This is a genomic window from Caulobacter sp. BE254 (assembly GCF_031457295.1).
GTDB lineage: Bacteria > Pseudomonadota > Alphaproteobacteria > Caulobacterales > Caulobacteraceae > Caulobacter.
Genome location: NZ_JAVDWJ010000021.1, coordinates 25,990 through 40,559, shown reverse-complemented (window position 1 = coordinate 40,559; position 14,570 = coordinate 25,990). Strand labels below are relative to the sequence as shown.

Genomic DNA, 14,570 nt, shown 5'->3' with positions numbered 1-14,570 from the left:
CAAGGAATCCCCCACATGACCGCTCCCCGCGTCCTCATCGCCGACAAGCTCAGCCCCGCCGCCGTCGACATCTTCAAGAACCGCGGCGTCGACTTCGACATCAAGGTCGGCCTGTCGAAAGACGAGCTGATCGCCGTGATCGGCGACTATGACGGCATCGCCATCCGCTCGGGCGCCAAGCTCGACAAGGACGTGATCGCCGCCGCCAACCGGCTGAAGGTCATCGCCCGGGCCGGCATCGGCGTCGACAATGTCGACATCCCCGCCGCCACCGCCAAGGGCGTGGTGGTGATGAACACCCCGTTCGGCAACTCGATCACCACGGCCGAGCACGCCATCGCCATGATGTTCGCCCTGGCCCGCCAGTTGCCGGCCGCCGACGCCAGCACCCAGGCCGGCAAGTGGGAGAAGAACCGCTTCATGGGCGTGGAGCTCTACGCCAAGACCCTGGGCCTGATCGGGGCCGGCAATATCGGCGGCATCGTCGCCGACCGGGCTCTGGGCCTGAAGATGAAGGTCGTGGCCTACGACCCCTTCCTCAGCCCCGAGCGCGCCGTCGAGATGGGCGTCGAGAAGGTCGAGCTGGAAGACCTGCTGGCCCGCGCCGACGTCATCACCCTGCACACCCCGCTGACCGACAAGACCCGCAACATCCTGTCGGCCGAGAACCTGGCCAAGACCAAGAAGGGCGTGCTGATCGTCAACTGCGCCCGCGGCGGCCTGGTCGACGAGGTCGCCCTGCGCAAGCTGCTGGACGACGGCCATGTGGGCGGCGCGGCCTTCGACGTGTTCGTCACCGAGCCGGCCAAGGAAAACCCGCTGTTCGGCAGCGACAAGGTCGTGGCCACCCCGCACCTGGGCGCCAGCACCAGCGAGGCCCAGGAGAACGTGGCCCTGCAGGTGGCCGAACAGGTCAGCGACTACCTGCTGACCGGCGCGGTGACCAACGCGCTGAACAGCCCCTCGATCACCGCGGAGGAAGCCCCCAAGCTGAAGCCGTTCGTGGCCCTGGCCGAGAAGATCGGCGCCCTGGCCGGCCAGATGGTCGATTTCGGGATCAAGGCCATCGACATCGCCTTCGAGGGCGAGGTCTCCAAGCTGAACGTCAAGCCGATGACCTCGGCCGCCCTGGCCGGGATCCTCAAGCCGATGCTGGCCGAGATCAACATGGTCTCCGCGCCGGCCGTGGCCAAGGAGCGCGGCATCACCGTCTCGGAGAGCCGCCAGGAGGTCAGCCCCACCTATGACAGCCTGATGCGCATCACCATCACCACCGAAAAGGGCAAGCGCGCCTTCGCCGGCACCGTGGTCGCCGGCGCCCCGCGCGTCGTCGAGGTCAAGGGCATGGAGCTGGACGCCGGCTTCTCGCCGGCCATGCTGTACATCAACAACCTGGACAAGCCGGGCTTCATCGGCGCCCTGGGCATGCTGCTGGGCGAGGCGGGCGTCAACATCGCCACCTTCAACCTGGGCCGCGTCTCGGCCGACGAGGACGCCATCGCCCTGGTCGGCGTCGACCAGGCCCCGGACGAGGCCCTGCTGGCCAAGATCCAGGCCCTGCCGCACGTCAAGGAAGCGCGAGCGCTGACGTTCTAGAGCCCGGACCCTTCTCCCCTTGCGCGAGAAGGTGGCCTGCGTAGCAGGTCGGATGAGGGGGTTCTCAGACGTTCGAAGCCGCGTTCGGTCGAAAGGCTGGGCGCGGTTTTCGCGTTCATCGACCCCTCATCCGTCGGCTTCGCCGACACCTTCTCCCGCAAGGGGAGAAGGAAGAGCGTGCAGATCCCATGCATTCCGCAAGGCGATGCGCCCAAGACGTCGTCCGGCCATTTTCAAGCCTCACCGGACCGGCTAGGTGCGGACGTCCCAGTCAGGAGCTTCGATGTCCCTCCGCGCCCGCAAGATCAACCGCCTGGTCTTCATCGTCTTCCTGACCGCCGCCGCCTACGCCCTGGCCAAGGCCCTGCTGCCCGACAACGACAGCATGGGCCTGATCCCCTGGGACAAGGCCAAGCACTTCCTGGTCTTCTACGTGCTCAGCATCCTGGCCAGCCTGGCCCTGCCGCAGAGCCGGCTGCACCGCATCGGCCTGGTGATCCTGGCGTTTGGCGGGGCGATCGAGATCCTGCAGGCCTTCGTCGGCCGCGACGCCTCGTGGTTCGATCTGTTCGCCGACGCCTGCGGCATCAGCGCCGCGTTCGGACCGATGCTGGTGTCGCGGTGGTGGCGGGCCGAGGCGCGGTTCTAGGCCTGCGCCCCCGGCGCGTCATTCCAGCGCATCCCTGAATCGCGACCCGGCTCCGCTTGACTCTCCACGCCTGGAGGGTCAGAACAAAAGTGGAACATTGGAGATGCAGGGATGCCCGGGGCGAGGCCCGCCCTTTCGGTTTTGAGAGCCCAGATCGCCGCCCTGGAGGCGGGGACTCGGACTCCGCCTCCCGTCCTGCCGTTCGGGGATCCGCGCATCGACGGCTGCTTTCCGGCCGGCGGCCTGCCGCGCGGCGGCTGGCACGAGGTGGGCGGGGCCGGGCTGGAGGAAGAGACCGGCGCCGCCCCCGCCGCCTTCGCGGCCCTGATGCTGCGGCCGCTGGCGGCCCAGGGCGCGGTGGTCTGGGTGATGCGCCGCGCCGACCTGCACGCGCCCGGCCTGGCCGGCCTGGGCTTTCCCACCGGCCGGCTGATCCAGGTCCGGGCCCGTGACGAGGCCGAGGTGCTGGCGGTGCTGGAGGACGCCCTGGCCACGGTCGGGGTGGCCGCCGCGATCGGCGAGGCGCAGAGCCCGGACCTCAAGGCCGGCCGCCGCCTGCAGCTGGCCTGCGAGCGGCGCGGCGCCACCGGGGTGCTGCTGCGACGACGGCCCTATGGCGGTCCGGCGGGCAAGGCGCGCGAGGTCTCCGGCGCGGCCGCCCAGACCCGCTGGCGGATCGCCGCCGCCCCCAGCCAGCCGCCGCCGGGCCTGCCAGGCCTGGGCCCACCGCGCTGGCGGGTCGAACTCGAACGCTGCCGGGGCGGCCGTCCCGGCGCCTGGATCCTCGAACAAGCGGAGGCCGCCGATGGCCCGCATCCTTTCCGTCTGGTGTCGAAGTTGGCCGATCACGACGTGGGCGAGGAAGAATACCGTCGCACCGCCTAGTCCCTCCCCCCGTGGGGGAGGCGACCGCGCAGCGGTCGGTGGGGGGAGTGATCGGAAGGTCGATCTTGCCGGTGGCCCAGGCCGCAAAACTCCCCCCTCCGTCGCCTGCGGCGACACCTCCCCCATGGGGGGAGGAGCCCCCGTCGCCCTGGTCGCCACCGAGGGCGGCACGCGCCGCCTGGCCGCCGTCGACGACGCGGCCGCGGCCCTGGGCCTGCATGTCGGCCAGAAGGCCGCCGACGCTGCGGCCCTGGTCCCCGACCTGCTGACCGCCGACCACGACCCCGACGGCGACCGCGCGGCGCTGGAGATTCTCTGCGACTGGTGCGTGCGCTTCTCGCCGGCCGTGGCCATCGACGGGCTGGACGGCCTGTTCCTCGACGTCGAGGGCGTGTCGCACCTGTGGGGCGGCGAGGGCCCGATGCTGGACGACCTGCTGACCCGGCTGGAGCGCTGGGGGGCGCCGGCCCGGGGGGCGATCGCCGACACCCCCGGCGCGGCCTGGGCCCTGGCCCGCTACGCTCCCGACCGCACCATCGCCCCGCCCGGCGGCCAGGGCCCGTTGTTGGCCCCGCTGCCGGTGGCGGCCCTGCGGCTGGACGAGGCGGCCCAGGCCCAGCTGCCGCGCCTGGGCCTGTTCCAGGTCGGCCAGTTGCTGGCCCTGCCGCGCGCCCAGATGGCCCGGCGGTTCGGACTTTCCGCCGTGATGCGCATCGACCAGGCCCTGGGCGCGGCTCGCGAGGCCCTGGCTTTCCGCCGCCCCGCCACCCCGTGGTTCGACCGCCTGGCCTTCTTCGAGCCGATCAGCGCCCTGTCCGACCTGGAGCGGGTGACCGGCGACATCTGCGCTCTGCTGTGCGCCCGGCTGGAGGCCGAGGGGCGGGGGGCGCGGCGGTTCGAGCTGGTCTTCCACCGCCTGGACGGCAAGGACCAGCCGGTGCGGGCCGGCCTGTCGCGTCCCGGCCGCGACGCCGCCCGCATCGCCAAGCTGCTGAAGCCGAAGCTGGACACGGTCGATCCGGGCTTCGGGATCGAGGTCGTCACCCTGTGGGCCGCCGAGGTCGAGCCGCTGTCGACCGCGCAACGGACCCTGGACGCCGACGACGGGGCCGGCCTGGAGGAGGGCCTGGCGCCGCTGGTCGACCGGCTGGTCAACCGCCTGGGCGAGGACCGGGTGTGGCGGGCCGATCCGCATCCGAGCCACGTGCCGGAACGTGCGGTGGTCCGCCGCGCGCCGCTGGACCCCCGGCCGGAAGACGCCTGGGACCCGGACCGTCCCCGGCCGACCCGTCTGCTGCGCCGTCCCGAGGCGATCGAGGTGCTGGCCAAGCTGCCGGACGACCCGCCGGTCCGCTTCACCTGGCGCGGCCGCTCGCGCCGCGTGCGCCTGGCCGAGGGCCCCGAACGGATCGGCCAGGAATGGTGGCGCAAGGCCTTCGACGAGGTCGGGCCGGGCAAGGTGCGCGACTATTACCGGGTGGAGGACGAGGCGGGCGAACGGTTCTGGATCTTCCGGGCCGGCCTGTACGGCGACGGGGAGAAGGCCCCGAAGTGGTGGTTGCATGGCCTGTTCGGGTAGCCGCGTACTTGCCCCCTACGGGCCTTCGGCCGTCTTCCCCCATAGGGGGAAGAGCCAAGCCGCTGGCGCCGAGCGCGAGGCTCCGCCCCCTATGGGGGCGGACAGGCCGCGTAGCGGCCAGGTGGGGGCAAGTGTGCGCCCATGACCATCCATGCCTACGCCGAGCTCCAGGCCACCACCAACTTCTCGTTCCTGCGCGGCGCTTCCCACGCCCAGGAGCTGATGCTGACCGGCCAGGCCCTGGGCCTGAGCGCCGTGGGGGTGGTCGACCGCAACAGCCTGGCCGGGGTGGTGCGGGCCTGGACGGCGGCCAAGGACCTGCAAATCCGCGCCCTGACCGGCTGCCGGCTGGACTTCATGGACGGCACGCCCAGCCTGCTCTGCTACCCGTCCGACCGCGAGGCCTTCGCCCGCCTGACCCGCCTGCTGACCGTGGGTCAGCGCCGGGCCGAGAAGGGCGAATGCCATCTGTCCTGGGAGGACTTCCTGGAGCACGCCGACGGCCAGTTGGCCCTGGTCGTGCCGCCGGCGAAACTGGACGAGGCTTTCCAGGTCGACCTCGACCGCATGGCCGGTGAACTGCGCGGCCGGGTCTGGCTGGCCGCCAGCCGGGCCTACGCCGCCCAGGACCTCAAGCGCCTGTCGCGGCTGGCCGAGCTGGCCCGCGAGGCCGGCGCGCCGATGGTCGCCACCAATGACGTGCTCTATCACGGCCCCGAGCGGCGGCCGCTGCAGGACGTGATGACCTGCATCCGCGAGGGCTGCACGATCACCGAGGCCGGCTTCCGCCTGGAGGCCAACGCCGAGCGCCACCTCAAGACCCCGGCCGAGATGGCCCGGCTGTTCGAGCGCTGGCCCCAGGCGGTGGAGCGCACGCTCGAGATCGTCGAGCGCATCGGCTTCGACCTTTCGCACCTCAAGGAGCAGTACCCCGACGAGCCGGTGCCGCCCGGCAAGACGGCCATGCAGCACCTGACCGACCTGACCTGGGCGGGCGCGGCCTGGCGCTATCCGAACGGGGTTTCCGACAAGGTCGCCGACCAGCTGCGCGAGGAGCTGCGGCTGATCGCCAAGATGGACTATCCCAACTATTTCATCACCGTGCACGACATCGTCCGCAAGGCGCGGGAGATGGGCGTCCTGTGCCAGGGGCGCGGTTCGGCGGCCAATTCCTCGGTCTGCTTCTGCCTGGGGGTGACCTCGATCGACCCCACCGAGCACCGCCTGCTGTTCACCCGCTTCATCTCCGAGAACCGCGGCGAGCCGCCGGACATCGACGTCGACTTCGAGCACGAGCGGCGCGAGGAGGTGATGCAATATGTCTATGAGCGCTATGGCCGCGACTATGCCGCCATCTGCGGCACGGTGATCCATTACCGCCCCCGCAGCGCCATCCGCGACGTCGGCAAGGCCCTGGGCCTGACCGAGGACATCACCGCGATCCTGGCCAACACCGTCTGGGGCAGCTGGGGCGACGGCCTGCCCGACGAGCATATCCGCCAGACGGGCCTGGATCCGCAGAACCCGCAGATCGCCCGCGCCATCGCCCTGGCCACCGAGCTGCTGCAGTTCCCGCGCCACCTGTCGCAGCACGTCGGCGGCTTCGTCCTGACCAAGCGGCGGCTGGACGAGACCGTGCCGATCGGCAATGCGGCGATGAAGGACCGCACCTTCATCGAGTGGGACAAGGACGACATCGACAGCCTGGGCCTGATGAAGGTCGACGTGCTGGCCCTGGGCATGCTGACCGCCATCCAGCGGGCGTTCGGCATGCTGCGCGCCGACCATGGCCTGCCGATCACCGACCTGGCCGACATCCCCACCGAGGTGAAGGGCGTCTACGACATGCTGTCCAAGGCCGACAGCGTCGGGGTGTTCCAGGTCGAGAGCCGGGCCCAGATGTCGATGCTGCCGAGGCTCCGGCCCAAGGAATTTTACGACCTGGTCATCGAGGTGGCGATCGTGCGGCCCGGTCCGATCCAGGGCGACATGGTCCATCCCTATCTGCGCCGACGGCAGGGCCTGGAGCCGGTGGAATGGCCCGCGCCCTCGCCGGAACACGGTCCGCCCGACGAGCTGTTCGGCATCCTGGGCAAGACCTTCGGCGTGCCGCTGTTCCAGGAACAGGCCATGAGCCTGGCCATCGAGGCCGCCAAGTTCACCCCCGACGAGGCTGACGGCCTGCGCAAGGCCATGGCCACCTTCAAGCATGACGGCGACCCGGCTCAGTATCGCGACAAGTTCGTCGAGGGCATGGTGTCGCGCGGCTACCAGCGCGACTTCGCCACGCGGTGCTTCAAGCAGATCGAGGGCTTCGGCTCGTACGGTTTCCCCGAAAGCCACGCGGCCAGCTTCGCCAAGCTGGTCTATGTCTCGGCCTGGATCAAATGGGCGTGGCCGGACGTGTTCTGCGCGGCCCTGATCAATTCCCAGCCGATGGGCTTCTACCAGCCGGCCCAACTGGTCCGCGACGCCCGCGAGCACGGGGTCGAGGTGCGGCCCCCGGACGTGCTGATGAGTGACTGGGACTGCACGCTGGAGAGCGGAGCGCCTTCCTCCCCCTTCATGGGGGAGGTGTCGGCGAAGCTGACGGAGGAGGCTCGGCGCCCGGACTCAATGCGGCGACTCCCCCATCCACCAGCTTCGCTGGTCCCCCTTCCCCACAAGGGGGAAGGAAAGACGCGAGAGGACAAGATCTTCAATCCCGACACCCGTCCGCATTGGAAGGCCGTCCGCCTGGGCCTGCGCCAGATCAAGGGTCTGAAGAAGAAGAAAAGGCCGGAGGACGCCGATCTCGACGCCGACCTGGTCATGGCCGCCCGCGCCGCCGGCGCCCGGACGCCCGCCGACTTCGCCCGGGCCGGGGTTTCCCAGCGCGCCCTGGAACTGCTGGCCGAGGCCGACGCCTTCGCCGGGGCGGGCCTGTCCCGCCGCGACGCCCTGTGGGCGGTCAAGGGGCTGAAGGGCGAGGTCAAGGTCGACAGCCAGGCGCCGCTGCTGGCCGGCCTGCCGCTGTTCGAGGACGCCGTCGCCCTGCCGGCCATGGCCTTGCCCCAGCAGGTGGCCGAGGACTACCGCACCACCAGCCTGTCGCTGAAGGCCCACCCGCTGCGGTTCTTCCGGCCGCAGCTGGACCGGCTGAACGTCACGCCCGCCGAGCGGCTGAAGGGCGTCCGCGACGGCCGCCGGGTCAGCGTCGGCGGGCTGGTGCTGATCCGCCAGCGGCCGGGCACCGCCAAGGGCGTGGTGTTCCTGACCCTGGAGGACGAGACCGGCGTGGCCAATGCGGTGGTCTGGAAGGACTGTTTCGACGCCCACCGCCGCACGGTGATGAGCGCCTCGTTCCTGGTCGTCCACGGCAAGGTCCAGGCCGCCGATGGCGTCATCCACGTGGTGGCCGAAAGCTTCACCGACCTGTCGGCCGAGCTGGCGCGGATGAAACAGGACCCCGAGGCCCCGGCCCCGACGGTGCGGATGCGGACGTCCGGACGACTGCAGCGCAGCCGGGATTTTCATTGAGATCGCATGTCGCGCAGGACGATCAGCCAAACGCCAGGACGGCGAAGTCGATGAAGCTCCGCAGCTTGGGAGTCATGCGGCGGTCGGGCGCGTACAGGATGTGCAAGGGCCGAGCGGGCGCGGTGTAGTCGGGCAAGACCTCGACCAGCCGGCCGTCTTCCAAGGCCGGCTGCAGGAGTTCGACCGGTTGCAGCAGGATGCCGAGGCCCGCGAGCGCCGCGTGCAGCAGCGGTTCCCCATGATCGACCATCAGACGACTCGTCACCGGCACGACGATGCGCCCTTCCGGGCCGTCAAACGTCCAATGGGTCCGCAGTTCCGTATGGGCGAAGCCCAGACATTCGTGTTGCTGGAGGTCGCGAGGCGCCAGAAGCGGCGGCGCTTCGGCGAGATAGGCCGGCGCCGCGCAGAGGACGAGCCGATAGGGCGCCAGGGCGCGCCCGACCAGACGGCTGTCGGCCAACGCGCCGACGCGGAAGGTCGCGTCATAGCCCTCGTCGACCAGATCTATGGCGCGGTTGTTGAGCGTTAGATCGACGGTCACCTGCGGATGATCGCGGAGGAACTCCGGTAACCGCGGCGCCAGGGCATGCATGCCAAAGCTGACCGGCGCGTTGATCCGAAGCCTTCCCGTCGGCGTCGCCAGGGCTTCGGCCGCCAGGCCTTCCGCCGCCTCGACGTCGGCCAGAATGATCTTGGCTCGGTCATAAAAGACCCGTCCGAAATCCGTCAGGCTCTGGCGACGGGTCGTCCGATGAAGCAGTTGCACTCCAAGGTGGGCCTCCAGCTGGCCGACCTGTTTGCCGACCAGCTGCGGTGAAATCCGCAACGCCTGGGCCGCGGCGCTGAACGATCCAAGCTCCACCGCCCGGATGAACACCCTCATCGCCGCGAACCGATCCATTGGAAGCTCTGCGTTTCTACTGTCCGTCCAAGGCTACCATTATTCGGCAGCTGGTTTTCGATTACCAATGTGCGCCGTCGGCCAAATGAACGAGCCGCCCATGCCGAGGTTCGAAATGTCGTCAGACGCCGCCCACTTGTTCATCCGTCGCTTCACGGACTTCATAAATTCGGGCGACCCGAACCTGGCGCCGGCGCTGGTTTCGCCGGACGCCATCTTCCACGCGCCCGGCGTACCGGCCCCGCTGCTCGGTCCCGACGGCTATCTGCAACTCCTGGCGATGCTCCGGAGCGCGTTTTCGGATGTGCGATGGGTGCTGGAAGAAGCGGTGGCCGAAGGCGACACGATCGCCGCCCGCTTCGGCATGAGCGGCACGAACGACGGCTCCTTCATGGGCGCGCCGCCGACCGGCAAGGCCTTCCAGGCCACGAGCATGGGATTCTACAAACTCTCGGGCGGAAAGATCGTCGAGGAGCGCGGCCTTCCCGACATGCTGTCGATCCTCCAGCAGATCGGGCTCGTCCCTCAACCGTCATAGCGGCGAAACACGGTCGGCGTCGGGCGTTGCAGTCATGGGCGAGTGAGCGGTCTCATCCCAGGTCTCTGGCCCGGTCTCTGGCCCGGTCTCTGGGTAGACTCCGCGCCCCCCGCCTGCTACATGCCGCGCCTTCGTCCCAGGACCCTGTCCCGGGGCGTGCTCGTCGTTAGGACGAGATCAAATCCGTGGGAGGGCCGCCAGCCCGCACCACGGCCAACCAGCGAAGGCCGCTAAACCCGGCTTTCTTGAGAGGATACAATGGCTAAGAAGATCCTGGGCTATATCAAGCTCCAGGTGAAGGCCGGCTCCGCCACGCCTTCACCGCCCATCGGCCCCGCACTGGGCCAGCGCGGCGTCAACATCATGGGCTTCTGCAAGGAGTTCAACGCGCGCACCGAGAACGTCGAAAAGGGCACCCCCCTGCCGACCGTCATCACGGTCTATCAGGACAAGTCGTTCACCTTCGTCACCAAGACCCCCCCGGCGACGCACTATCTGAAGCAGATCACCGGCCTGAAGTCCGGCGCCAAGCTGACCGGTCGCGAGACCGTCGGCGAAGTAACCCGCACCCAGCTGCGCGAGATCGCTGAAAAGAAGATGAAGGACCTGAACGCCAACGATCTCGAGGCCGCGGCCAAGATCATCGAAGGCTCCGCCAAGGCCATGGGCCTGAAGATCGTGGAGGCCTAAGACCATGGCCAAGCAACCCAAGCGCATCCAGGCCTGGACCGGCGATCGTGAAGCCGCCCACGCCGTCGCCGACGCCATCGCTCTCGTGAAGGCCAACGCCAAGGCCAAGTTCGACGAATCCGTCGAGATCTCGGTCAACCTCGGCGTCGACCCGCGCCACGCCGACCAGCAGGTCCGCGGCGTCGTGAACCTGCCGTCGGGCACCGGCCGCGACGTCCGCGTCGCCGTCTTCGCCAAGGACGCCAAGGCGGCCGAAGCCGTCGCGGCGGGCGCCGAGCACGTCGGCGCCGAAGACCTGTACGAAAAGATCGCCGGCGGCTTCATGGACTTCGATCGCGTCATCGCGACCCCGGACATGATGGCCCTGGTCGGTCGCCTCGGTAAGGTGCTGGGCCCGCGCGGCCTGATGCCGAACCCGAAGGTCGGCACCGTGACCCCGAACGTCGGCCAGGCCGTGAAGGACGCCAAGGGCGGCGCCGTCGAGTTCCGCGTCGAGAAGGCGGGCATCGTCCACGCCGGCATCGGCAAGATCTCGTTCTCGGACGAAGCCCTGCTGATCAACGTCAAGGCCCTGGTCGACGCGCTGAACAAGGCCAAGCCGTCGGGCGCCAAGGGCGTCTATGTGAAGCGTATCGGCCTGTCCTCGACGATGGGCCCGGGCTTCAAGGTCGACGTCGCGTCGATCACCGCCTAAAGCCTTCGACTGACCAAAGCGAGCGGGCGCTGGAGCGATCCAGCGCCCGCTTTGCGTTTGGGGCTGAGTTGTTGATGTGTCTAGCCGATGTTATCTTTCGGCTAGACGGAGGTTTCCGATGCCCTTCCATGTTCGCGATGCTGAAGCCGACGCCATGCTGCGGCAGTATGCTGAAGACAATCGTGTGGGTATTACCGACGCCATCAAGTTGGCAGTTCGAAAGGCGCGCGAAGCAGACAGGAAGGCGAGCGATGAGAAGTTGGCCCGCATGCGGGCCATCAGCGACCGCATCGCCCGCCTACCGAATACTGGCCTAAAGGCAGACAAGGCCTTCTTCGATGAACTCTCGGGCGACTGATGTTTGTCGACGCGTCCGCACTCTGTGCAATCTTGCTAGGCGAGCCTGAAAGGGATCTCCTCGAACAGCGCTTGGCCACTGTCGATGGGACGATCACATCGGCTGTCGCGGTTTGGGAGACAGTGCGTAGCTTGGTCCGGGCCAAAGCTATCGAGGTAAACGATGCTCGTTCTGAGGTGGAACTCTATCTGATTTCCGCCGAAATACGCGTCGTATCTATTGGACATTCGGAGGCTGGAGCTGCGATCGATGCCTTCGCGCGCTTTGGCAAGGGGCAACATCCCGCCAAGCTCAACATGGGCGATTGTTTTGCTTACGCCTGCGCGAAAACGCGAGGTGTTCCGTTGTTGTTCAAGGGTGACGATTTTCCACTGACCGATATCGAGCGCGCTTGATGCCGGTAGAAAAGCCCGACGTCGCCGTGGTCGGCGGCGGGCCGGCCGGGCTGATGGCGGCAGAGGTGCTGAGCACGGCGGGGCTGTCGGTGACGGTGTTCGAGCGCATGCCGACCTTGGGCCGCAAGTTCCTGATGGCCGGGCGCGGCGGGCTGAACCTGACCCATTCCGAAGACTTCGAGCGCTTCGTCGGGCGCTACGGCGCGGCGAGCGAGCGGCTGCGGCCGATGCTGGAGGCCTTCACCCCGGCCGACCTCACGGCCTGGGCCGAGGGCCTGGGGCAGGCGACCTTCGTGGGCAGCAGCGGCCGGGTGTTCCCCAGGGCGCTGAAGGCCTCGCCCCTGCTGAGGGCCTGGATTGCGCGGCTGGAGGCGGGCGGCGTGGCGCTGAACCTTCGCTCGAGCTGGACCGGCTGGACCGCGGCGGGAGAGCTGGCTTTCGAGACGCCCGACGGGCCGCGCGCCGTCCGGCCCCGCGCCACGATCCTGGCCTTGGGCGGGGCCAGCTGGGCTCGGCTCGGCTCGGACGGCGCCTGGGCTCCTCGGCTGACAGCATGCGGCGCGGCCGTGGCGCCGTTCCGGCCGGCCAATGTCGGGTTCGACGTGGCCTGGACGCCGGTGTTCCGCGAGCGGTTCGCCGGGACGCCGCTGAAGAACGTGGCCTTGGAGTTCGAAGGCCAGGTCTCGCGCGGCGACGCCCTGGTCGCGGGCTACGGCCTGGAGGGCGGGGCGGTCTATGCCTTGTCGGCGGCCCTGCGCGATGCGGTCGACGCCCATCGCCGGGCGACGCTGGACGTCGACCTGCGGCCCGACCTGTCCTTGGCCCAACTGACCGCGCGGCTGTCCCGGCCGCGCGGCGGGCAGTCGCTGTCGAGCTGGCTGCGCAAGGCCGCCCACCTGTCGCCGGTCGAGATCGGCCTGCTGCGTGAGGCGCATGGCATGGCCTTGCCCGTCGCGCCCGACGCCCTGGCCGCGGCGATCAAGGCCGCGCGGGTCGTGCTGACCGGGGCCCAAGGCCTGGAGCGGGCGATCTCCAGCGCCGGCGGCCTGGCCTTCGAGGCGCTGGCCGGGCTGGAACTGAAGGCCGCGCCTGGCGTGTTCGTGGCCGGCGAGATGCTGGACTGGGAAGCCCCGACCGGCGGCTACCTGCTGCAGGCCTGTTTCGCCACCGGCGTGGCGGCGGCGCGGGCGGTGGCGGAACGGTTGAGCTGACGCCCTGCGTCCTTCGAGGCCCGCTGCGCGGGCGCCTCAGGATGAGGATTTCAGAGCCAATCCAAGGTCCTCATCCTGAGGTGCGAGCCGAAGGCGAGCCTCGAAGGACGCACGAGTCTTCAGGGTTTCATCGCCGCCCGGATCCTGGCCGCCGCCGCTTCGATCGCCTTGGGGTCGCCCCGGGCGTTCTCGACGAACATCAGCGGCTTGCCGGCCACGCGCGGGATGACGTGGATGTGCAGGTGCGGCACGCTCTGGCCGACGCCGTTGTTCTGGACGATCGTGAAGCCCTCGACGCCCAGGCCGTCGACCTGGGCCTGGCCGACCCGGGCGGCCACGGCCATGAGCCGGCTCAGGTCGGTCGGCGAGACCTCCAGCAGGTTACGGGCCTTGGAGGTCTTGGAGATCACCAGCACATGGCCCGGCTCGGCCGGGGCGTAGTCCATGAAGGCCAGGACCTGGTCGTCCTCATAGACCTTGGGCACGGCGATCTCGCCGCGCAGGATCTTGGCGAAGGGGTTGGCCTCGTCATAGGCCGCCTTTAGCGGGATCCCCGGCGTGCCGACCTGGGCCGAGGCCGGGTCGAACTGGCCCAGCCAGCGGATCACCTCGGCCTCCAGGGCGATGCGGCTGTCGGAGAAGCTGTGGTCGGTGTCCATGTAGGTTTCGGTCAGCGCCCCCTTGGGCGCGTCCTGGGCCTGGGCCTGGCGGGCGGCGGCGGCCAGCTTGCGCGTGGTCGGCGCCCCGGCGTGCTCGGCCCCGATCATCAGCACCGGCCGGTCCGCGATGCGGGCGCTGAGCGCCTCCAGGTCCAGCTTGGTCGAGGTGGTCTCGATCTCCTTGGCCAGCAATTCGGCGCTGGTTCCGGCCAGGGGCGGGGTGCTCGAGCGCAGGTCCTCGAGCGCCGCCTCGCGCTTGGCCGGATCGACGAGGTCGGCCTTCTGCTTGCCGATGTCCCAGGCGTCGATGAGGATCGCGCCCGCCGCCTTGGGATCGGCGGCGACGGCGTCGGCGGCCATGAAACCGCCCATGCTGTGGCCGGCCACCACGATCCGGGTCGGATCGATGCGGTACTGGGCGAGGTTGGCCGGGTCGCGCAGGAAGGCCAGGGCGGCCTCGGCGTCGGCCCGGCTATTGGCGAAAGAGAACTTGCCGGGGCTGCCCCACGAGCCGCGATAGTTGACCCGCATCACGTTCCAGCCGGCCCGGCGCACGGCCTGCATCAGGTCGATATTGGTCTCGTTGCCGGGAAAGCCGTGCAGCATCAGCATCGTCGGGTGCGGCTGGTCGCCCGAGGCCAGGTACATCATGGCGTTGACTCGCACGCCGCCGGTCGGGACCGTGAAGACGGCCATGTCGGCCGGATGGGTCGGATCGCGGACCGGATCGGCGATCACCGCCTTGGGGATCGGCAAAAAGCGCGGCTCGGCGCGGGCGGGCGCGGCGAGGCCGACGAGCAGCACGGCGGCCAGGCTGGCGGCGAACAGGCGCTTCATGGATGGATCCCCGATTTCGATTGTCCTTGTTATCCAGGAAATGACGGGCGAGGCCA

13 protein-coding genes and 1 pseudogene are annotated in these 14,570 nt (G+C 69.4%); 11 read left to right on the top strand and 3 right to left on the bottom strand.

The features are described from left to right. The first annotated feature begins 15 nt into the window (after positions 1 to 15). From serA to J2X41_RS23845, 5 genes are all read left to right on the top strand, one after another. Positions 16 to 1,596, top strand: coding sequence for a phosphoglycerate dehydrogenase (gene serA / locus J2X41_RS23865; RefSeq protein WP_310086843.1), 1,581 nt, complete (start codon positions 16 to 18; stop codon positions 1,594 to 1,596). Positions 1,597 to 1,879: 283 nt separating this feature from the next. Then, on the top strand, positions 1,880 to 2,245 hold the full coding sequence (locus J2X41_RS23860) for a VanZ family protein (protein WP_310086840.1): 366 nt from the start codon (positions 1,880 to 1,882) through the stop codon (positions 2,243 to 2,245). Between the two features lie 111 nt (positions 2,246 to 2,356). Then, positions 2,357 to 3,130, top strand: a complete 774-nt coding sequence (locus J2X41_RS23855) for a protein imuA (RefSeq protein WP_310086837.1) — start codon at positions 2,357 to 2,359, stop codon at positions 3,128 to 3,130. Positions 3,131 to 3,254: 124 nt separating this feature from the next. After that, on the top strand, positions 3,255 to 4,709 hold the full coding sequence (locus J2X41_RS23850; protein ID WP_404979982.1) for a DNA polymerase Y family protein: 1,455 nt from the start codon (positions 3,255 to 3,257) through the stop codon (positions 4,707 to 4,709). 141 nt (positions 4,710 to 4,850) lie between these two features. Then, positions 4,851 to 8,228 carry an error-prone DNA polymerase gene (locus J2X41_RS23845; protein WP_310086834.1) on the top strand — a complete coding sequence of 1,126 codons (3,378 nt, stop codon included), beginning with the start codon at positions 4,851 to 4,853 and terminating at the stop codon, positions 8,226 to 8,228. Positions 8,229 to 8,250: 22 nt separating this feature from the next. On the opposite strand, the gene J2X41_RS23840 is transcribed toward J2X41_RS23845, so the two are convergent. Next, positions 8,251 to 9,108, bottom strand: a complete 858-nt coding sequence (locus tag J2X41_RS23840; RefSeq protein ID WP_310086829.1) for a LysR family transcriptional regulator — start codon at positions 9,106 to 9,108, stop codon at positions 8,251 to 8,253. 124 nt (positions 9,109 to 9,232) lie between these two features. On the opposite strand from J2X41_RS23840, the gene J2X41_RS23835 reads away from it, so the two are divergent. The 6 genes from J2X41_RS23835 (at position 9,233) to J2X41_RS23810 (ending at position 13,018) form a co-directional block, all read left to right on the top strand. Further along, positions 9,233 to 9,670: an ester cyclase gene (locus J2X41_RS23835; protein ID WP_310086826.1), complete on the top strand. Its 438-nt coding sequence runs from the start codon at positions 9,233 to 9,235 to the stop codon at positions 9,668 to 9,670. 258 nt (positions 9,671 to 9,928) lie between these two features. Then, on the top strand, positions 9,929 to 10,360 hold the full coding sequence (gene rplK, locus J2X41_RS23830) for a 50S ribosomal protein L11 (RefSeq protein WP_007661528.1): 432 nt from the start codon (positions 9,929 to 9,931) through the stop codon (positions 10,358 to 10,360). Between the two features lie 4 nt (positions 10,361 to 10,364). Continuing rightward, a complete protein-coding gene (gene rplA / locus J2X41_RS23825) occupies positions 10,365 to 11,054 on the top strand; it encodes a 50S ribosomal protein L1 (RefSeq protein ID WP_310086823.1) in 690 nt (229 codons plus the stop codon). Positions 11,055 to 11,172: 118 nt separating this feature from the next. Then, entirely contained in the window at positions 11,173 to 11,412 is a 240-nt protein-coding gene (locus J2X41_RS23820; RefSeq protein WP_056762596.1) for a type II toxin-antitoxin system VapB family antitoxin, read from the top strand. Next, positions 11,412 to 11,807, top strand: coding sequence for a type II toxin-antitoxin system VapC family toxin (locus J2X41_RS23815; protein ID WP_310086821.1), 396 nt, complete (start codon positions 11,412 to 11,414; stop codon positions 11,805 to 11,807). Before J2X41_RS23820 ends, J2X41_RS23815 begins: the two co-directional genes overlap by 1 nt. Beyond that, the gene (locus tag J2X41_RS23810) at positions 11,807 to 13,018 is read left to right on the top strand and encodes a TIGR03862 family flavoprotein (RefSeq protein ID WP_310086819.1); all 1,212 of its coding nucleotides are present in this window, start codon (positions 11,807 to 11,809) and stop codon (positions 13,016 to 13,018) included. The genes J2X41_RS23815 and J2X41_RS23810 overlap by 1 nt, the downstream gene beginning before the upstream one ends. Here J2X41_RS23810 and J2X41_RS25385 read toward each other — a convergent pair. Then, positions 13,018 to 13,141, bottom strand: a pseudogene (locus J2X41_RS25385) (hypothetical protein); the annotation flags it as partial. The gene J2X41_RS23810 and the pseudogene J2X41_RS25385 overlap by 1 nt on opposite strands. Continuing rightward, complete coding sequence (locus tag J2X41_RS23805) at positions 13,138 to 14,514, bottom strand: alpha/beta fold hydrolase (protein ID WP_310086816.1); 1,377 nt, start codon at positions 14,512 to 14,514, stop codon at positions 13,138 to 13,140. The gene J2X41_RS23805 and the pseudogene J2X41_RS25385, both read right to left, overlap by 4 nt. Between the last annotated feature and the right edge of the window lie 56 nt (positions 14,515 to 14,570).